Origin of the sequence: Streptomyces sp. ME02-8801-2C, assembly GCF_033793965.1 — a bacterium.
In the GTDB taxonomy this organism is placed as follows: Bacteria; Actinomycetota; Actinomycetes; order Streptomycetales; family Streptomycetaceae; genus Streptomyces.
This window is the reverse complement of the sequence record NZ_JARAXP010000006.1, coordinates 341321-361485: the sequence shown is the minus strand read 5'-3', so window position 1 is coordinate 361485 and position 20165 is coordinate 341321. Positions and strand designations below refer to the sequence as shown.

The window sequence follows — 20165 nt, the reverse complement described above, 5'->3', positions numbered from 1 at the left end:
GAGTGAGCCCTCCGGGGGTCTGTCTCGTCGTACCGGGATGTACCGGGACTCCATGGACGCGGAGTTCGGTAGGGATGATCGGTATGACGACCCGCGCGGGGGTGTCGGCTGACGGCTGTCGGTGCTGCCGTGCCTGCCCTACGCGGTGGTCGCCGGGAGGGTGCGTCCGGGGGCGCGGGGGCGGGTTCGGCCGCGGGCGTCCGGGTCGCGTTGCGGCAGGAAGGCCGTACGGCGGGCCCGGTCGCGGATGGCCGTACGGACCCGGGTGGGCGGTACGGCGGGCGCGAGGCGCGAGGCGATGAGCGAGCAGGCGACGAACGCGGACCCGGCGGCGGCGGTCGCCGCGAGGGCGACGGCGGCGGAGAGGCTGCCGGCGTCGAGCAGCGCGACCTCGACGAGGAGCAGGAACAGCGCGGCGGCGGTACGCGGGTTCACCAGGACCGGATTCCAGCTCCGGATCATGCGCACGCCCCCCTCTCTCGCTCGTCCCTGCGTCAGACTACGTGTCTGCTACATGTCCTGCTGTTCGTTATACAGGATGCCCGGCTTCGGGTTCAGCGGAGCCGCATCGACGCGAGTTTGCCCCAGACGACCAGACGGTAGCGGGACGTGTACTCCGGGGTGCAGGTGGTGAGGGTGAGGTAGTAGCCGGGGGTGCGGTAGCCGTAGGCCGGTCTGACGGTGGAGCGGGGTACGGCCCTGATCGCGCCGTCGTCATGGGCGGAGGTCTGCGGGAGTGTCCGGTCGACGGTGTACGTGTACACCGCGTCGGCCGTCTCGACCTGGACGGCGTCCCCGCGTCGCAGCCGGTTGATGTACCGGAAGGGTTCGCCGTGGGTGTTGCGGTGCCCGGCGAGGGCGAAGTTCCCGGCCTGGCCCGGCTGCTGCGTACCCGGGTAGTGGCCGACATACCCCTTGTTGAGGACGTCCGGCTTGCTGACGCCCTCGGCGACGGGGACGCGCAGATCGAGACGGGGGATGGTGAGGATGGCGTACGCCTGGGACCAACTGGGCTGATCTGAGCCGGAGTTGGTGCGGCGGGTGCTGCCGGTTCCTGCGCCGCCGGAGGAGTCCGAGGAGCCACCGGAGCCGCCGGAGCCGGAAGCCCCTGCCGCGCTCGTGGCATCCGTACCGTCGGTGCCGTCCGTACCGTCCGTGTCGTCGGCGGGATCGGAGCCGCCCGCCGAACTGCCCCACTCCCGCTCCAGGGCCCGTACCTCCTGCCGGGCGCCCTGCTCGGCCTGGCGGTTGGTCCACCACAGCTGGTGGACAACGAGGAGCGCGAGGACCGTGCCGAGGGTGACGAGGAGTTCGCCGCAGGTCCACAGCGCGCGGCGGCGGAAAGCGCGCCGGCGGAGTGTGCGGTGCCGTACCACCTGTGCCGCAGGAGCCCGAGCCCGCATGCGTACGCCTCCTCCGCGCCTCACGTGGGTCGCCTGCACGATAGGCCAGACCTCTCGAAGTGACCAGGCCCGTCCCAGGCCCGCTACACGCCCGCCGGGGCATCTGTCCCGACCGGTCCCGGTGGGCCCACTTCGTCCAGTGGTTTTAGAAAGCGCTGTCAGAACTCTCGACAACCCCACCCACCACACCTGATGCTTCCTCGTGACATGAACGGAAGGTCGTAATCCGGACGGAGAAGTCATGATCCGACGCAGATCCCTGCTGGCTGCGGCAGGTGGCACGGTCCTCGGCAGCGCCCTGGCCACGGGCACCGCACGAGCCGACGCGACCATCACGGTCAACCCCGCTGCCAAGTACGGGACGTGGGAGGGCTGGGGCACCTCGCTCGCCTGGTGGGCGAATGTGTTCGGCGCCCGGGACGACTTCGCCGACCTCTTCTTCACCACCAAGTCGGTGACGTACAGCGGGAAGTCGCTGCCCGGTCTGGGACTGAACATCGCCCGCTACAACCTCGGCGCGTGCAGTTGGAACAGCGTCGGCGGCGCGACCATGGTGGCGTCGCCGAACATCCCCGCGTTCAAGCAGATCGAGGGCTACTGGCAGGACTGGAACAACGAGGACCCGACGTCCTCGGCCTGGAACTGGTCCGTGGACGCCAAGCAGCGGGCCGCGCTGACGAAGGCGGTGGCGCGGGGCGCGACGACGGAACTGTTCGCCAACTCGCCGATGTGGTGGATGTGTTCGAACCACAACCCGTCGGGCGCGTCGGGCGGCGGCAACAACCTCCAGACCTGGAACTACCGCCAGCACGCCTCGCACCTGGCCGCCGTGGCCCTCTACGCGAAGAACAACTGGGGCGTGAACTTCGCGACGGTGGACCCGTTCAACGAGCCCTCGGCGAACTGGTGGACGGCCACCGGCACGCAGGAGGGCTGCCACATGGACGCGTCGGTCCAGGCCGCCGTGCTCCCGTACATGCGGAGCGAGCTGGACAAGCGCGGCCTGACGGGGATCAGGATCTCGGCCTCGGACGAGACGAACTACGACGTGGCCCGCTCGACCTGGGCGGCGTTCAACTCGTCGACGAAGGCCCTGGTCAACCAGGTCAACGTGCACGGCTACCAGGGTTCCGGGGGCCGCCGCGACCTCCTCTACACGGACGTGGTGACGACGTCCGGCAAGAAGCTGTGGAACTCGGAGACCGGTGACAAGGACGGGACCGGTCTGACCCTGGCGTCGAACCTCCTCCTGGACTTCCGCTGGCTGCACCCCACGGCCTGGGTGTACTGGCAGGTCATGGACCCGACGGCGGGCTGGGCGATGGTCGCCTACGACGAGAACACCCTCCAGCCGACGACCGTCCAGACGAAGCACTATGTGATGGCCCAGTTCAGCCGCCACATCCGCCCCGGCATGACGATCCTCGACACGGGCGTCGACTACGCGGTGGCGGCGTACGACGCGAGCGCGAAGCGGCTGGTGATCGTGGCCCTCAACAAGTCCACGTCGGCCCAGACCCTGACCTTCAACCTCGGCAACTTCACCACGGTGACGGGCGGCTCGGGCGGCGTGGTCCCCCGTTGGACCACGGTGACGGGTGGCGGCAGCGACCTCTACACGGCCCGCTCGGACCGGTTCCTGAGCGGCAAGACGGTGGCGGTGCCGTTCGCGGCAGGTGCGGTGCAGACGCTGCAGGTGGACGGTGTGACCATCTGAGCCGCTGAGGATTCGCCGCGGAGTTACTGACGAGTCGCTTAGGAGGGGAGGCACCGGTCGAGGTGCCTCCCCTCACACCGCCGGCCACTCTCCTGACCGCCCCTCTGCTTTGTCGGTCGTCGGCAGTACGGTGATCCCATGCGCCCCGACACGCCTCCGGAAAACGTCGACCACATCGCCGAAGCGGCCCGCCTGGAGCGGACCGCCGGCCTCTATCCCGAGGACGCCGAACACCTGCTCGTGCAGGCCTCGGCCCACTGGGAACTGGCCGGCGACCGCCCCGCCGCGACGGCCCTGTACGACCGTCTGCTGCAATCCCCGATCACCCTGGAGAACCCCCATCTCGTACGGGCCCTCAAGGCGTCGAACCTGTGGGAGTACGGCCACGAGGCGGAGGCCCGGGCGATCATCGACGGCGTCCGCGCGGCCGGCCCGCGCGACCCCGCGCCCTGGGTGATCGTCGCGGAGTCCCTGGAGTCGCACGACGAGTTGGAGGCGGCCCAGGAGACGTTCACGGAGGGGGCCCGTCTGCTGGTCGGGGACGCGCAGGAACCCCCGTACTCGACCCACCCCCTCCTCTACGGCCGCCACCGCGTCCGCCGGATGCTGGGCGTGGCCCACGACGACTGGGACCGGCTCGCGGACACCCTGCACTCGTCGCCGGTGTCGCTGGACGAGCTGCACGACCCCAAGCGGGTGTGGTCCCTCGGTTCGGACAATCCGGCGGAGCTGCAGGCGGAGATCTCCCGTCTCCGGGCGGAACTGGGCGCGTTCAGGGAGGCGTTGTCCCGCCCGTTCCCGGTGGCGGTGCTGCACTGGCCGACGGACGAACTGGCGGAGCTGGTCGCCGCGTATCCGGGCCTGACGGAGGAATACCCCTCCCACGAGGAGCACCTCGCGACGATAGAGGCCTCACTGCGGGAACTGGCCGCTTCCGGCACGGCGAACCTCGGCATCGTCACCGGGACGGTGCCCTCCTACGAGGCGTTCGCGGCGTCCGAGGGCGCGTCTCCGGGAGAGACCGAGCTGCTGCCGCAGTATGCGACGACGCTGGCGGCCCGGGGCTTGGCGGTGAGCTGGCCTCCGCAGCGAGGTGCGGTGTGCTGGTGCGGGTCGGGGACGGCTTACGAGGGGTGCCATGGGCAGGTGACGGTGTAGGGGGGTGGGCTGGCGGGCCCCTACCAGCGAGGGGCCGCCAGGTTCCGCCCAGCTGGGGGCTGTCGTGCTCGATCGGGTGGGGGCGGTCGGCCCCTGCCCGGACGGGGGCGATCAGGCCCGATCAGGCGGGGGCGGTCAGGCCGGGGGCAGCTGGAGGCTGGATCACGGCTGCTCGCGGAGTTGCGCGAGGAAGAGCCGCCGCCCCAGTTCCGGGAGCTGCTTGCCCGGGTCGCGCTCACCGCGCAGCGGGGCGTCCTCGGAGACTGAAGCGGGCAGCGGTGCTGCCGTCAGAGCAGTCCGTGTGTGCGGGCATTGGAGATGAGCTGGGCCCGGTTGCGGGCGGCGAGCTTGTGCATCATCTCCCGTAGGTACGTCTTCACCGTGTTGACCGACAGGTTCAGCTCCTCGCCGATCTCCGGGTTGGTGTACCCGGCCGCGACAAGCCGGAGCACGTCGTACTCGCGGGCGGTGACCGGGGCCGCGGAGGGGGCGGACCGCCCGCTGCGGAAGGTGCCGGTGCGGAACGTACCCGTACGGACGACGCTGCGGATCGCGTCCCGCACCGCCGTACCGCCGGCGTCCTTGACCAGCAGCCCGCAGGCTCCCGCAGCCAACGCCGGTGCGACGGCGGCGTGTTCGGGGAACGCCGTGAAGAGCAGGACGCGGCTGTCGGGGCTGACCCGGTGGACCCCGGCGACGACGTCGGCGGCGGGGCGGTCGGGGAGCCGTAGGTCGAGCAGGACGATGTCGGGCTGTTCCGCCGTACACAGCCGGACGGCGTCCGCGCCGGTCTCGGCGTGACCGACGACGAGCAGGTCCGGGTAGCCGTTCAGCTGTGCCGCGACGCCGTAGCGGACGACCGGGTGATCGTCCACCACGACGATCCGCGTGGGACGGGTCGGGTGGGTCGGCGGGGTCGGCGGGGTCGGCGGGGTCGTCAGCATGGCAGTCGCGCCCGCCAGATCGTGCCGCCGTCGGGGTCGGAGACGACGCGGACGGTGCCGCCCAGCCGGCCGAGGGCCTCGGCGCTCTTGGTGAGGCCGAGGCCCGGCTCGTGATCGGGACCCAGCCCTACGCCGTCGTCGTGCACGGCGACCGTCAGCAGTGGGCCACTGCGGCCGACCGACACGGTCACGGCACTCGCGCGCGCGTGTTTCTCGACGTTCAGCAGGGCCTCCCGTACCGCTGCCAGCAGCACCTCCGTCCGGGACGCGGGCAGCTCGGCGGGCTCCTCGTCCAGGATGATCAGTTCGGCCGGGACGCCGGCCCGGTCGGAGAAGGCCGCGCAGTCCGCGCGCAGGGCGACTCCGAGGGCCAGTGCGGCGGGGGACGAGTGCAGCATGCGCAGGGACTCGCGCAGTGCGCTGGTGGCGTCGGCGGCCTGGCCCTGCAGCCGGTCCAGCCGCGCGCTCAGTTCGGGGTCGGTGCTCGCCGCATCGGCGAGATTGGCCATCCCGGAGCCGATGGCGAACAGCAACGCGCCCACGCTGTCGTGGAGTTCGGCCGCCAGGCGCCGCCGTTCCTCGTGGACGGCGATCTCCCGGGTCAGCCGGGCCCGCTCGGCGAGCGACAGGGCGAGGGCGGCCTGCGTGGCGACCTGTGAGGCGCGTTCGATCTCGCGGTCACCGAAGGCCCCGTCGCGGCGGGGCCCGACGGCCAGCACGCCCAGCGACTCGCCGTCCCGGAGCAGCGGCACGGCCAGGAGCCTGCGTACGCCCTCGGTGGCCATGTGCGAGTCGAAGGTGTGCGTGATCCGGACGCTGCCGAAGTAGTCGTCGACCCACTCCGCCCGCCCCGACCGGTGCACCTTGCCGGTCAGGCCCGTGCCGGGCGGTACCCGCAGCGCCCGGAGGATGCCGGTCCGCTGGCCGACGACCTGCTCGATGCTCAGCGCCTCCCCCGCGCCGGGCCGGGCCGCCCACGCCACCTCCGCGTCGTCCGCGAGGAGCGCGAGGGCCCGGCGAAGAGCCTCCCCGCGATCCAGCGCGACGAGGAGTTCCGCGTACTGCTCGCTGAGCTCGAGCAGGGGGCGATGGTCCGGCATCTCGTCATCAAACACCGCACCTGCCGTCACTGTCACGGCCCTGCCATCACTGTCACGGCCCTGCCGCCACTGTCACGGCGCCTGCCGCGCCTGTCACCGCTCGTACCGTTTGATCAGCTCGCGGCGCATGATCTTGCCGGTGGACGTCTTGGGCAGGTCGTCGACGAAGAGGACCGCGCGGGGACGCTTGTACGCGGCCAGCGACCGCCCGGCGAAGGCGAGCAGCTCCTCCTCGGTGGTGTGCGCTCCCGGGGCGAGGACCACGTACGCGCAGGCCAGCTCGCCCTTGACCGGGTCCGGCACCGGACCCGCGGCGACCATGGCGACGGCGGGGTGCGCGGCCAGGACGCGCTCGATCTCGGCCGGGTAGACGTTGTAACCGCCGGTGATGATCATGTCCTTGCGGCGGTCGACGATGAAGACGTGGCCGGTGTCGGTCATGGACGCGATGTCGCCGGTGTGCAGCCAGCCGTCCGGTTCGATGGTCTCGGCGGTGGCCCGCGGGTTGCCGTGGTAGCCGAGCATGACGATCGGGCCGCGCACCATCAGCTCGCCGGGTTCGCCGCGCGGAGCGTCGCGCGTGACGTCGTCCAGGTCCGCGACGCGCACCTCCACGCCGGGCAGGGACACGCCGATCGAGCCGGGGACGGGCGGGGCGTGGAGGGCGTGGGTGGTGCCCAGTCCCGCGATCTCCGTCATCCCCCACAGCTCGATCAGCGGGGCGCCCGAGCGGGACTGCCACCGCTCGATCGTCGACAGCGGGATGGTCTGGCCGCCGACGGTGCACCGGGTCAGTGAGGACAGGTCGGCCGTCGCCAGCGCCGGGTCGGCGAGCATCATCGCGTACATCGCGGGCACGCCCTCGAACATCGTCGCGGAGTGCTCGCCGATGAGCCGCAGCGCCTCCGCCGCGGCGAACCGCTCCATCAGCACCACGGTGCCGCCGGCCAGGAATGTCCCGTTGATCGCCACGTTGCCGTAGACGTGCGGGGCGGGCAGCGCGGTCACCACGACATCGGCGGACGTACGGCCGTGCATCGTCGCGGTCAGGGCGCAGTTGAGCAGCACGGCCCGGTGGCTCTGCACGGCGCCCTTGGGGTGCCCGGTGGTGCCGGAGGTGTAGCCGATCGTGCAGGGGGCGGCCGGGTCCGGGGCGAAGGCGGGGACCGGCCCGTCGTCGGCGAGCAGCTCGGCGAAACCGACCGCTCCCTCGGGCGACTCGTCGAACGCCACGACCGTGATGCCCGGGCCGTCGGGCTGCGGCAGGTCCCGGGTCAGCGCCAGTACTTCGGCCGCCTGCGCGGAGCTGGTGAACACCGCGGCCGCGTCGCAGTCACGCAGTACGAACGCCAGCTCCTCCGGGGTGAGCATGACGTTCACCGGGTTCACCACCGCCCCCGCCCTGAGCGCGCCGTGGTAGGCCACGACCCACTCCCACCGGTTCTGCGCGTACAGGGACACGGGCTGCCCCGGCCGCACACCGCGCGCGTTCAGCGCGGCGGCGACCCGGTCGCTCTCCGTGTCGAGTTCGCCGTACGTCATCGTGCGGGCCGCCGTCACCAGCGCGACCTTGTCGTTGTAGCGCGCCGCCGCATGGCGCAGGATGCCTCCGGGCGAGACCACATCGTCCACCGCGCACCTCCTCGTCTTCTGGACCGAGGAGACCGCAGATCCAGCCGGTCAGGCACACCCGAATGGGTGAGACGGGCTCCGCGAGACAACTATGCGGGTGCCTGCTAGGCGCCCATGAATCGGGCGGTCAGCTCCATTGCCTCCTGGTCGAGTTCGACGTTCAGCCGCGCACCGTCCTGCCTGGCGACGTGGGTGAACCTCCCCTCGTGCCACCAGAACACCGAGGGGCTCAGCGCGCCCGGCGACTCCTCGTACCCCCTGGCGGCGAAGCCGGCCAGGGCCTGCAGCGAGGGGGCCACTCCCGCGTCGCGGACGACGTGGAAGGCGAGTTGGTGCCGGTGCGGCAGCGCGACCAGGACTCCGTGCGGCGCCGCCGAGGCGTCCTTGTCGTAGCGGCGTACGACCTCGTCGAGGACGAGGGCGAGGCTGGCGACGAAGTACGAGCCGCCCGTCAGCACGTCGACGCGGGTGCCGTCCTTGTCCCGGAGCACCTCGTGCTTGTCGACGCGGACGGCCCGGAGGTTCTGGAACGCCCGGTCGCGGAGGGCCGTCATCTCACCGAGCTCGGAGAGGGCGTCCCCGGTCAGCATGTCGACGGTCTGCGGGAGGTCGAGCGCCAGCACCTCCAGCAGCCCCGGGACCGAGGGGGGACCGTACCCGAAGGCCTTCAGCCTCTTGGGATCGCTGGAGATGAAACGGGGGTGGAGCCGGGTCAGGAGCTGTTCGCGGGGCAGGGCCTTGAGCGCCTGCGGCCCGTTCAGCGAACGGACGACACGGTCGACGTGTTCGTCCACGAGCGCCTGCCAACGCCGGGGGCCACGGCTGTCGTTGTGGCACACGGCCGCGATGTTGTCGAGGCCGAGCCGCCAGCCCAGGTGCGTGATCACGCGCCCCGGTTCGACCGTCACCTCGATACCTCGCTGCGCGAACGCCTCACGGACGAGGGCGCGCAGCCGGGCGCCCTCCGCCTCGGAAAGGAAGGTGAACTCGGCGTCGCGCGGCACATCCGTCCCGTCACGACGGTCTCCGCGTCGGAATATGCCCATCAGGGTCCCCCATCGCCATCACATTGAGGACGCGGATGGTAGCCGTGGCCGGTAAGGCCCTTGCGTAAGAAATCACGCCGGTGGCGGGGGCGGGCGCCGACGGCCGCTTCGGCTGCCCGCCCAACTGGTCAACTCTGTACGGAGGGTGAGTTTTTCTCGTACTTCGACGCCATTGCGTGACATCCCTGGCCCTGTCACCGTGTCCACAGGCACACGTGAGGCACGACGGGGGACGGGGGTCCCGCGATGGGGGACGTCGCGAAGGCCGGGATCAGGACGAAGACGGACGGGACGAAGACCGACGGGACGGCGACGGACGGGACGGCGACGGACGGGACGGCGGGAGACGGGGCGGCGGGAGACGGGACGGCGGCCGGGGCGGGCGAGCCGGAGGCCGGCGCCGTCGAGGTCGTCGAGGTCGTCGAGTTGCTGGTGCCGGGGCTGGGCCCGGTGGACCGGGACGCGCTGTTGTGGCCCAGGGGGGTCGACCGGATCTCGGGCGACAACAAGGCCGGGCTGTACCGGGCCGGACAGCCCGACACCGGGGTCGTACCGGGCACACCGGGGCAACCGCTCGTCCGCGAGGTCTACGACTGGACGAGGCTCACCATCGGCGGCGCCTCTCGGGCACTCTGGTTGTTCCTGCTGCCCTTCCTGCTGGTCAACCGGGTGGCCTGGATGCAGCCGCGCTGGCCGTCGGGCGCGGACGGGCGGCTGACCAAAGCGGCGGGCGCGCTGTACGAGTTCGGGGCGCGGCTCCTCGCGCTGACGCTCACCGTGCTGGTGGTCGGCACCTTCGGCCAGGTGGCCATGGACCAGTTCGCCTGGCAGTGCTCCCCGGAAGCGGCGACCGCGATGTGCGGCGAGCAGGCGGTGGCGGCGGTACGGGGCCTGCCGGGCGGCTCGCAGGCGGCGCTGGCGGTGGCGGCTCTCGTACCCGCCGTCGTGGTGTTCGTACTGCTCCTGGTGGCCCGGGACACCAAGCAGGAATACCTGCCGGTGCTGGAGACCGTGAGCGCGCGCGAGACGGAGAACGCGCGGCGCAGACGGTCCGCCGAAGGCGAGGACGGACATCCGCTGGAACTGCGTGGCTTCTGGGAGCACAACCGCAGGGACCCCGGGATAGCGGCCCAGCATGTGTGGGCGGGGCTGCTCACCACGGCGGCGCTCCTCACCTGGACTCCCCTGCACGAGAGTCCGCGGGGCAGCCTCGCGAAAGTCCTGGGGATCGTGCTGTTCTGCGTGATCTCCGCGATGTCCCTGGTCGTCGTCATGTCCGTGCCGGTGCTGCACCGCAGGTTCGGGATCAGGCTGCCCGAAGCGTCATGGCGGGCCGCGTGGGTGGCACGGGTCCCGTACCTGGAGGGAAAGAAGTTCACCCGCCCCGCCGACGACGAAACCGGCCGAGGCGACGGCCACGACGCCGACGACAGCTACGGCGACAGCTACGGCGACGAGGTGGCCGTACTGCCGCTCTGGCCGACGCGTTACCCCGTCCTCGCGGGAATCTGCTGCGGCGGCGTCAACGTGGCGGCGGTGCTCTACTGCCTGTGGCCCGACCGGGACTGGACGGTGACGGGCCGGCTGCCCGGGATCGACGGGCAGGCGACCCTCCTCCTGGTGACGCAGGGCATCGGGATCCTCCTGCTGCTGCTCGGCAGCGTGTTCCTGCCCACGGGCGGTAGCAGGCGCGACATGGCCCTGTTCGGGCACGCGGGGGTGGCCGTCGCCGTGCACGCCTGCTTCCTCGGCTGGATCTACACCGTGGCGCTGGGCCAGTGGGCGAGTTCCGGACTGGCCGGCGAACACGAGGGGCCGGTGGTCACCGAGCCCGTGAAACGCATGGGCATGATCCTGCTGCCGGTGCTGCTGATCGCGGCGGTGTGCTGGGCGGCGATCAGTGTCGTCGTACGACTGCTGCCGTTGCCCGCCCGCTCCGACCCACCGGGGTCCGAGGAGCCGGATCGCCCTCAAGCCCGCCTGGAGAAGGACGACCGGCGTCATCTGAGCGAGGTCACCGCGGCCCGGCGGCGGCACTGCTATCTGCTGCGGGAACTGGACTGGCTGACGGGGCTGACGGCGCTCGCCGTCGTGACCCTGATCGTGCTGTTCGACCGCGTCGACTGGGTCGACGACCCCCGGGACGGTGCGAGCACCTTCCTCTACGACCTGCTGGGCATGGCCAGCATCCCGCTGCTCGCCGCCCTCGCCACGCTCATGGTGCTGGCGTTCCGCACGTTGGCCCTCCGCCCGGAGATGCGCCAGAACGCCGGTCTGGCCTGGGCGTTCGGCGCGTTCTGGCCACGCGCCGTGCACCCGTTCGCCCCACCGTCCTGGACGGTGCGGGCGGTGCCCGAGCTGGTACGCCGACTGCGGTTCCTCCTGCGAGACCCCCACCGGCTGGTGCTGATCCGGGCCGAGTCGATGGGGGCGGTCCTCGTGCTGGCCGCGGTCTGGCAGCTGGAGTCCGACGAACGGCTGCGCATCGGCCTGCTCAGCTCGGGCTGCCCGGTACGCAAGCACTTCGTACGCCAGTACCCGGGTTTCGTCTGCGTCGACTCGATCCGCTGGCTCGCCCCCTGCGGCACCAGGGAGCGCCTCGGCGCGTGGATCAACGTCTGGCGGGACACCGACCCCCTGGGCGGCCCGATGGACATGGGATGCGTGGACGTCCAGTGGAGCGACGACGCCGAACGCGGCGAGGGCACGACGTTCGACCTGTGCCCACGCACCGAGGAACAGCCGGTGTTCCCGCCGATCGACGGCCACCGGGGGTACTCGACGGACAAGCGGTTGATTCTGTTGCGGGATCGACTGCTGAGGCAACTCGTGGGAGGCGGAGGGGAGTTGGTGACATGCGGGGGCAACTGCGGGGGCACGACTCCGTGATGCGGGGAGCGGGGCCCGCCGATCCGGTGATACGCCGGACTGTCAGCAAGTCAGCCCTGGGAAACGCCCTCGAGCGGCCGGAGGAAGCGGCGTTCGTACCGCTTGATGCACCGCGTACGCCGAGCCAGTTCGAACGCCTCCTGGCACTCCGGGTCGGACGCGCTGTCCGTGCGGTACCGCTCGTACGCGGCGAGACTGGGAAACGAGAAGAGGGCGTAGGCGATGTCGCTGTCGCCCTCGCTCGGCAGGAAGTAGCCGTGGTGCGTCCCGCCGAAACGGTTGACGAGCCCGACCCAGCGGCGACCGTACTCCTCGAAGTCCTCGATCTTGTCGGCGTCGATCTCGTAAGTCAGATGAACGGTGATCATGCCTACATGATGCGCCGCCCGGTCGTCGACACCCCCGCTGTCGGCATGCTCTCCTGTGCGCGCGAAGGCGTAGGTGAGGCCGCTGAAGGTGTGTACAGACCGAGGGATTCGGCCTGCCGCAACCTCTCCTCGGCCGCGTGTGCCATGGCCTTGTTGCTCAGGCAATCCGTGCACCATGGAATGCGGATCAGCAGTCCGGCCCGAGTGGCCACGTAGAGATCCCCCGCTTTCTCCCCGGGCCCCGCCGTCGGGAGAGTGAGCATGGAGCGCACACCTCCGGCGATATGGGACAGCACCTGGCGCGGCATGATGTTGTCGCTGGGGTGGAGGATGACGGACCCATCGCTGTAGCCGATGGCGAACGCCTTCGCCGTCGGGTCGTATGCGGCTGCGAGCGCGAGGACCGAGTCGGGTGGGGAATCGATGAACGCGTCCCACCGGTAGGTGCCGTCGTCCTTGGTACGGGCAACCTGGGTGCAGCCGGTCAGGCCGGTTCCTTCGCCGACCGGCAGGATCCGGGGACCGGGCGCGGTAGCGATGGCATTGATGTAAGGCCCGCACGACACGCGGTACACAAATTCCGGTGCTGACTTCGAGCCGATGTCGACGGTGTAGACATGGCCCCCGCCCGTGGCGAGGAAGAGGTGGTTTCCGGACGGCGCCAAGGCAACAGCGGTGGCACCCCGCTCAGGCACGTCGATCTTGCCTGCCACCCGACGGGAGCGGGCGTCCACAACAAGCACGTCGCCTTGCAGACAGGGCACGTACAGAGTGTGTCCGTCACGCGAGTAGACGGGGCGAGCGGTCGAGCATGTGGACGGAATCCCGACGGTGCGTGCGGTGCCCGTAGTGAGGTCGACGGTCCAAAGCCGTGAGTTGTCCGTGCCTACGACGGCCGCCGCCTTCCCACTCGGGTCGCTCACGGCGGAACTGATCGAACCCCCTACCTTCAGCGAACGAACGACGGCTCCCGAGGCACGGGCCAAGAGACGCAGTTCGCCGTCCCGGTTCGCGACCCACAAGTGCGCGTTGTCGCTTGCCGGGAAAACGTCTTGGAACCACTCTTCCGGCTGGTCGAGAACCACGTCTCCGTCGGCGACGTCCCAGGAGACGACGGACCGGCCGGTCAATGCCCAGACCCGGTCGCCCCGTGCCGTCCACGCCAGACTCGTCACCGGCCCGGGCGCCCCACGCAGGACGTCCCGAACCGTGCCGCGGACGAGATCGACGAGGGCGACTCCGGCATCCGTGGCGACTGCAGCCCACCTCTCGTCCGGTGACAGCTGAGCCGCCCGAACAGCGGACTCGAGGACGACAGCGCGCCACGGCTTGCCCTGGCGCAGCACCCGCATCGTTGCTCTGCCGGCCTGCCAGCGCAGACTCACCTCAGGGGCGGTGCCGGCACCGGCCGCCGGATCAGCCGCGTTGCCGGGCGACCGAGCCGCCGACCGTCGTGTACGGTCGCTTGCTCCCCTGCCCCAGATCGTGCCGTCCCCTGCGGTGACACGTACCTGGGCGCCTACTGTCGGGTCGGTGAATCGCCGGCCCTCGCCGGGGAGGGTGAAGGCGTCGTCGGGCAGGTCCACCTCCAGCGCCCCTTCAAGGACCTCAGCGTCCGCGAAGGATTCGTTGTCCCCGAGGCCGGCGGCGAGTTGAAGTCCCTCGTAGGGATCGTCTTTGATCACAGTCAGCGCGGCGAGGGTGCTGAAGTATCGCGTGGCCTGCTCCGCGAGCCGCTTGTTGACCTCTTTCTCGACACCAGGTGCGACCCTGCCGGACAGGTACGCCACCAACAGAAGCAGCGTGAGGGCCACGGACACCGCTGCCTGGCGCCGGTTACGGCGCCGACTGGCGGTGAGATAGGCCAACTCGATCTGTGACAGGGTGCGATCTTTGTGCAGCACCTCGAACCGCCGGCGCAGCCGCCAGGACGCCAGCCCTTTCCTCGTACGACCGTCGCCGTGCCAGTCCCTGGCCCTGACGGACAGTTCGGTCGCCGTTCCGTGCCGCCGGGTGGCGTGGCGCCAGGCGCGGGCCGTCTGTTCCACCGCGGCGCGGAAGTCCTGGCCGACGGATATTTCCAGGCGCACCTTTCCGAACCGCAGCGCGTAGGCCGCCTCAGTGGCACATGCGGGTGAGGTGCGCCAGTCCTCGGAGTCGCAGACGAGGAACAGGTCACATGCCTGGACCGCGTCCTCCACTTCCTCGCGCCATGGCACCGAGAAGGGGATCCCTTCCCGGTCGATCCAGCACTTCACGCCGTTTTCCGTGAGCCCTCGGACCAACGGATCCACCCACGCGCTGTCGCGTCTGCTGTAGGAGATGAAGACGTGGTGCAGCACTTCAGTCCTCCACCGGTTCAGGCGACGGACGGCATTCCCTCACACCGAGCACTCGGCGGGTGTCGTCGTCCACATTCGTGAGCTGACGGGCAGTCCAACAGCCGGACAGACGTGCCTTGAGACGAGCGATCAACCCCTCGTCGGTGGTGCAGCCGGGGCAGGAGGGCGCCTGCCAGATGTTGCCGTCCCGCGCCTTCACCAGTGGGGTGGCGTCCGACCAACCGACGGCCACAGCGGGAACAGCGGCCGGAACCCGCCAGCGTGCCACCACGCGCGCGTAACCGTCCGACATTTGCAGGGACACCACGGCCACGTCTCCACGCCCTGTCGCTGCCACCAACTGAGAGCCGTCGGGCGACAGGGCCAACGCGTCCACCACATCATCGGTGAACAGCCGCATCGCGAAGCCCGTCCCTCCGCTCGGCTCGACCAGGACACGGCCACCGTCACCGCGCACCTCGATCGCTCTGCCGACCGAGCTGGTTCCGGTACGCAGGTCGCCGTCAGCGGCGAGTTCGCGTCGCGGTCCGGCCGGCGCCTGCCAAAGAGTGGCGTTGTACGGCCCCCAGCAGCCGAGCAGATCCCCGTAGGGGGACATGTACAGATGTTCCAGCTGGGGCACATCTCGGCACACCACCCCGAGTTCACCGCCGTCAGCCAGGCGAATGACAAGAGCCGGCCGGTCCTGTCCACCGACAATCACCCGTCCACCACTCAACAGGCCGACTGTCTCGGTCCGTTCGGGCACGGCGATACTGGTAGGAGCCGGGTGGCCGCCACTGCTGAGCCGCCACAACTGGCGGTCGGCTCCGGTGAACACCGCGTACGTCTGGTCGGGTGCGACAGCACCGGCCGCGATGAGCGGTTTGTTGACATCTGCGCTTGCCAGGACGGCCCCGGTGAGCGCGTTCAGCAGTCGATACCGCCCAGGCGCCACGGTCACCAGAGCCCGGGCGCCGCCGTCTGTGGTCGCCTGTACGTCCAGCAGGCTGTCGTATCGGGCGCCGACCGTGCGAAACCGCCCGTCCGCGACTGAGCCGACGACGAGCTGGTGGGCGCGTCCCACGACCACGTCGCCTTGCCGGGTGAGGCGAACGGTCGCGTATCCGTCTTCCACGTGGGCGAGGCGTCGCACCTTCCGGGAATCCAGATCGACGACGGCACTGCCCTTGTTCCCCACCGCCACGACCGTACGGCCATCGGCTCCGGCGGCTATGTCCGCGTACCCCGGCCCTAGGCGTACCTGCCAGCGAACCTCTCCCTCGCGGATGTCGTACAGACCGAGGCCTGCGACGCCGTCCGACACATTGCGTACGAGCAGGGCCGCCTGACGCCCGTTGGGCAGCACCGCCAGTCCGTCGAGGGTCTCGGAGCGATCACCGAGCCCCAGGGCAGGGCCGCCGAGCGACCACTGCACGGACAGCAGCGAAGTCAGCGTCTGACGGGCCAGCGCCTTCTGGTGGGCGTTGCCCCGCAGCAACAACGAGGCGGACTGCAACGACATCCACTCGGGCAGGACGCGTGCGCTCGCGGGATCCCCGAAGGACACAAGGGCGTTGAAGTCCGTTCCTCTGACCTTCAGGATGCGCGGCAGCGTGACGGCCACGATGAGCGCCATGACGGCGCCGAACACGAGACCGAAGACGCGCCGCCGCCGTTTCCGGTTTCTCGCCTTCCTGGTGTGCCGGTATGACACCTCGACGAACTCGCCGACGACTCCTGTGGTGTCGAGATAGCCGTCCTCACGCAGCACGGCCATCAGTTCGTGGGCCTCGGCCGCCTGTCGGTGATCCGCGATGAGGCGGTCCGGGCGTCGGTCTCCCCAGACCCAGGCCTCGGTCTGAGCGCGCAGGTTCCGCAGTTCACGTACGTGCTCGGGGTCGCTGAGGGAGGCGGCGAGGACGGTACCGAAGGCGGTGACGGGCGAGGCGGGGTTCAACGTCACCCAGTTGATGGGGCGCAGATGTTCGGGCGCCCGGCTACTGCTTACCCCATCGACACGGACCGGGATGAGCCGCACCCCCCGGTGCTTCTCGACCCGCTGCCGCCACTCGGGATCATCCACCGATGCCGCTGAGATGAGGACGACCACCACGTCGGCGGGCCCGTCGTCGGCCAGGGGCAACCCCGCGGCCCTGAGGAAATCGCGTAAGGCCTGATCGATGGCAGCATCCTCGGCCACGGCCACCACAGCGATGTCGGGAACTGGTCTGTTCACGGCCATGCGTCATTAGATCCCACGACAAGCGCCTGTATCAGGTGATCGCATCATTTCATCGCCCCCCCGACTTCCCCGGCTCACGTCATATGTGCCGCGATCCAGCCGACAGTGGTCTGCCTGTCCCAGGGCACAAGCGGCAAAAGATTGGCCGCCCACGACGGCCAGCGTTTCTCGGGCAGAGGCACGAAGGCGACGGCCGTGCACTGCGCGTACGAAAGCAGCTGAAGCAAACGTTCCCATTCGGCTCTGGTGCTGCGGCGCGGGTCGAGGCTCGGACCGCCCGTCCCCAGATCGCTGAGGATGAGTACCCGGGTGCCGGCTGCCGGAGGCGCATAGTCCCCCCAGGTCCACCGAGGCCCCGGACCGGCCCCCCGAACAGGGCATTGGTCGAAGTAGACGACCTCTGTGTGCTCGCGCCCGACGGTGGCCGTCACCTGGCCGATGGTGTCGTGCAGATCCCGGCTGAAGGGTTCCATGCCGAGTCCGAGATCGGCCAAGACCTGTACACCGAACCGGAGCGTGCGGACGGGACGACGCGGAAGAGTTTCGAGCGGGAGCCCCCTGGAAAGCCGGTCGACGACCCGCCGAACATCCAGTTGCCCCTGTTCCACAGGCTTGGACAGTGCCCGGTGAAGCATGGCCGATGTCGAGCGAGGGGCGAGCAGAGGCTCGTGCGGAAGAGGGATCCGGACACGGCTCCTGTCCGGCAGAGGGAGAGAGGGAGCGGTCCACTCGTGAGCACGGGAGGGCTCCTGGCCCGAAGGTACGAGCAACGGCAGTGAGTTCTCCTCGCCGACCGTGCCCCGGTCGATGAGGTCGGGCGTTCGAGGACGGGAAGCGGTCTCCGGCGTGCGTTCCTCCGAAAGGAGAGCCGGGCCGGTGACCTCACCGGCCGCCGGGTGGCCGGCGTCCGCCCCAGCGGTCTGCGAGTCGGTGTCCTGGGCGACGAGGTCGAAGCCCAGGAGCCTGGCGATCTTTCGCTGGGCTGCCTCGCCCTGCCCCTCGACCAAAGGGAGTGCCCGCAGCAGATCGCCGATCCACACATCGCTCCGCATGGCCGTCACTCGTCCGGTTGCTGGGGCTTGAGCAGAACGAGTCGCTGCAACAGGTCCCACCGCTCGTCGTCCGGGCTTATGCCAATGCTGCGGCAGGCACGAAGGGCGTCCAGATACTCTGCTGTACTTGGTGGCCTCAGGCCCTGCTTCTTCGCCGTGGCACGGGCGTTCTTCAGTTCTTCCGCCAGCTTCTCGGCGAGTTCCCTGTCCGTCTCTGTGAACCCGCCGTCGTACTGCGTGAAATGCTCCTGTGCGATCCGCACGAGACGGCCACTGTCGGGCTGGGGAAGCCAGGCGACCACACAACGGCGAAGGAACGCTTGTGGGAGTTCACGTTCCTCGTTGGTCGTGATGATGACGAGGTGGCGATTCTCCGCGTCACCCGCGGCGCTGGAGGCTCGCTCCTTCCGGACCTGTTCTCCTGTCTCGGCGACGGTGAACTCGTTCGAACCGAGCGGCACGAGAAGACTGTTCGGCATGTCCGGCTCGGCCTTGTCGATCTCGTCGATGAGCACGACCGCATGGTGGGGCGACCGCGTCTCGTTGATCTTGTGGAAGGGATCCTCGCGGTGTCTGCGGTCCGGACGGGGGTCGTCGGCACGCGCCGCGGACCTGGGCGCGAAAGCCCACCACAGGGGTCCGGGGGTGACATAACGGTGATCCACCAGCGGATGTCCCGGGGCACGTACCTGAGCGTCGCTCAGGCGGCGCACGTGGTCATAGGTCCACAGAAGATCGGTTGCCTGGGTACGGGAGGTGACGACATGTTCGTAGTAGCGCCAGCCCCGGCGCAGTGCGATGGACGGAGCCAGCGAGGACTTGCCTGAGCCTGGATCGCCCCTCAGCAGCAGGGGACGGCCGGTCGCCAGAGCGACTCTCACCGCCAGCGACACGTCGTCGAGCATGACATACACGTGGCCGTCCCGGCGGTCCGGGGAGTCGAACAGCCGCGGGCTGCCGTCCCGTTCCGTCCGTGCGGGACCTTCGTCGGGCATGATCAGTTGCCTCCATAGCCGTTCAGCCGATCGGGGATCGACCGGAGATCATGGGCCAGTTGAAATCCGAGCGTTTCCTCATCCGGACCGAGTGGCGGGGAGAGGACGATCACTTCGTCCAGACGGAATTCCCGTAGGGATTCCGCGGTTGACGGGTTGTCCCCGGTGAGAAGGATGATGATCAGCTGCGGAACCACGCGATGCAGCTCTTCGACGACTTCCGCAACGGTTTCCGGTTTCAGCTTGTGCATGGCGAGGGTCAGGAAATGAAAACAGTCCGGCCGGAACCTCAGCTTCTCAAGAGGCCAGTCAGGGGGCATCCCCAGGATGCGTCTGACAGCGCTGAAGCACTGGTCGAGGGTCTCCAGCACCAGGTCCTCGCCCACCGGCACACCGCCGGCGGCTCCGATCCAGTAGTGACCAAAATCCAGACACATTGCCCGGTCGACGAATTGACGTGCTGTCCCGCTCTCGCACGCGTTCAGCGCCACGGTCCGCCGGTGCGATGCGTCGCCGGGCACCGGCGGCAGAATATGACGGGCCACCTCGCCGCTGATCCAGGCCGGGGTCACCTGGGTGATGAGCCGCTGCAGCGAGTCCCCGTCGAGATAGGGCGCGATTTTCCACAAGGCTTTTTTGAGGTGTTCACCCGGGGCCGCGTCAAGCATCTGCTGGGCGAGGAACTGGCCGACGCCTGCTTGCGCATTGTTTTGCAGATGTTCGTCGGCTATTCCGAGGGCGCGGCCCGCTTCGGTCAGGGCCGCCTTCTTGTCCGTACGCTCAAGGTAGTCCGCGATCACACCGATCCATTTCCGCATGCTGTCGGGCTCGCCGCTCAGGTCCGGAAGCGTGCCGAATTCCTCGAGAACCTGGTTCACCAGCCGCTCGACAGCGGTTTCGTCCGCCACTTCGGGAGACGTACGCGCGAACTCCACGGGGAGGACGTCACTGAATCCGTTGTCCTTCAGGACCGACGACGTCAGGCCGCCGATCAGCACGGGAATGATCAGCAGGCCGGGGTTCAGGGCCCGGCGCCACATGAGGATGTTGACCTCGCGTCTCACCCAGAAGGAATCGATGGCCTCCTGGTTGAAAAGAATCACCGCCGCGTCGCATTCCGCCAGCCACTTGTACAGCGTCGGACACCAGTCGTCACCCGGCTTGAGGGCGTCGGTGTCCACCTTGACCTCGTAGTTCCTCTCCGCAAGGCCTTTCGAAATTTGTTCGCGCACCTTCTCGGCGAGTGGGTCCGACCTGGAACTGTGGCTGATGAACACCTGGGTCACGGCGACGGC

At 69.6% G+C, this 20165-nt stretch carries 15 protein-coding genes; 3 read left to right on the top strand and 12 right to left on the bottom strand.

Annotated features, from left to right (window positions below):
* Positions 1-138: 138 nt before the first annotated feature.
* Entirely contained in the window at positions 139-462 is a 324-nt protein-coding gene (locus PV396_RS21815; RefSeq protein ID WP_319206964.1) for a DUF6412 domain-containing protein, read from the bottom strand.
* Between the two features lie 92 nt (positions 463-554).
* Positions 555-1403, bottom strand: coding sequence for a class E sortase (locus PV396_RS21810; protein ID WP_319206962.1), 849 nt, complete (start codon positions 1401-1403; stop codon positions 555-557).
* A 241-nt stretch (positions 1404-1644) separates the two neighbouring features.
* Between PV396_RS21810 and PV396_RS21805 the strand changes: the two genes are divergently transcribed.
* Both PV396_RS21805 and PV396_RS21800 read left to right on the top strand, forming a co-directional pair.
* Positions 1645-3120, top strand: a complete 1476-nt coding sequence (locus PV396_RS21805; RefSeq protein ID WP_319206960.1) for a beta-1,6-galactanase — start codon at positions 1645-1647, stop codon at positions 3118-3120.
* A 138-nt stretch (positions 3121-3258) separates the two neighbouring features.
* Positions 3259-4278 (top strand): hypothetical protein, encoded by a 1020-nt coding sequence (locus PV396_RS21800; protein WP_319206958.1) that lies wholly within the window; start codon positions 3259-3261, stop codon positions 4276-4278.
* A 287-nt stretch (positions 4279-4565) separates the two neighbouring features.
* On the opposite strand, the gene PV396_RS21795 is transcribed toward PV396_RS21800, so the two are convergent.
* The 4 genes from PV396_RS21795 to PV396_RS21780 form a co-directional block, all read right to left on the bottom strand.
* Positions 4566-5222, bottom strand: a complete 657-nt coding sequence (locus tag PV396_RS21795) for a response regulator transcription factor (RefSeq protein ID WP_319206956.1) — start codon at positions 5220-5222, stop codon at positions 4566-4568.
* On the bottom strand, positions 5216-6322 hold the full coding sequence (locus tag PV396_RS21790) for a GAF domain-containing sensor histidine kinase (RefSeq protein ID WP_319206954.1): 1107 nt from the start codon (positions 6320-6322) through the stop codon (positions 5216-5218). Before PV396_RS21790 ends, PV396_RS21795 begins: the two co-directional genes overlap by 7 nt.
* 93 nt (positions 6323-6415) lie before the next feature.
* Positions 6416-7954: a class I adenylate-forming enzyme family protein gene (locus PV396_RS21785; RefSeq protein ID WP_319206952.1), complete on the bottom strand. Its 1539-nt coding sequence runs from the start codon at positions 7952-7954 to the stop codon at positions 6416-6418.
* Positions 7955-8058: 104 nt separating this feature from the next.
* Positions 8059-9000 carry a hypothetical protein gene (locus tag PV396_RS21780; protein WP_319206950.1) on the bottom strand — a complete coding sequence of 314 codons (942 nt, stop codon included), beginning with the start codon at positions 8998-9000 and terminating at the stop codon, positions 8059-8061.
* A gap of 246 nt (positions 9001-9246) precedes the next feature.
* Here PV396_RS21780 and PV396_RS21775 point away from each other — a divergent pair, with 246 nt between their 5' ends.
* On the top strand, positions 9247-11889 hold the full coding sequence (locus tag PV396_RS21775; protein ID WP_319206948.1) for a hypothetical protein: 2643 nt from the start codon (positions 9247-9249) through the stop codon (positions 11887-11889).
* A gap of 50 nt (positions 11890-11939) precedes the next feature.
* Here the strand turns inward: PV396_RS21775 and PV396_RS21770 are convergent, their stop codons facing one another.
* The 6 genes from PV396_RS21770 to PV396_RS21745 all read right to left on the bottom strand — a co-directional run bounded on the left by PV396_RS21770 (position 11940) and on the right by PV396_RS21745 (position 20156).
* Positions 11940-12257, bottom strand: coding sequence for an NIPSNAP family protein (locus PV396_RS21770; protein WP_319206946.1), 318 nt, complete (start codon positions 12255-12257; stop codon positions 11940-11942).
* A 2-nt stretch (positions 12258-12259) separates the two neighbouring features.
* Positions 12260-14599, bottom strand: coding sequence for a toll/interleukin-1 receptor domain-containing protein (locus tag PV396_RS21765; RefSeq protein WP_319206944.1), 2340 nt, complete (start codon positions 14597-14599; stop codon positions 12260-12262).
* Position 14600: 1 nt separating this feature from the next.
* The gene (locus tag PV396_RS21760; protein WP_319206942.1) at positions 14601-16817 is read right to left on the bottom strand and encodes a hypothetical protein; all 2217 of its coding nucleotides are present in this window, start codon (positions 16815-16817) and stop codon (positions 14601-14603) included.
* A gap of 80 nt (positions 16818-16897) precedes the next feature.
* Entirely contained in the window at positions 16898-17875 is a 978-nt protein-coding gene (locus tag PV396_RS21755) for a hypothetical protein (protein WP_319206940.1), read from the bottom strand.
* Positions 17876-17880: 5 nt separating this feature from the next.
* On the bottom strand, positions 17881-18870 hold the full coding sequence (locus PV396_RS21750) for a MoxR family ATPase (RefSeq protein ID WP_319206938.1): 990 nt from the start codon (positions 18868-18870) through the stop codon (positions 17881-17883).
* A gap of 2 nt (positions 18871-18872) precedes the next feature.
* Positions 18873-20156, bottom strand: a complete 1284-nt coding sequence (locus PV396_RS21745; protein WP_319206936.1) for a toll/interleukin-1 receptor domain-containing protein — start codon at positions 20154-20156, stop codon at positions 18873-18875.
* Positions 20157-20165: the final 9 nt, after the last annotated feature.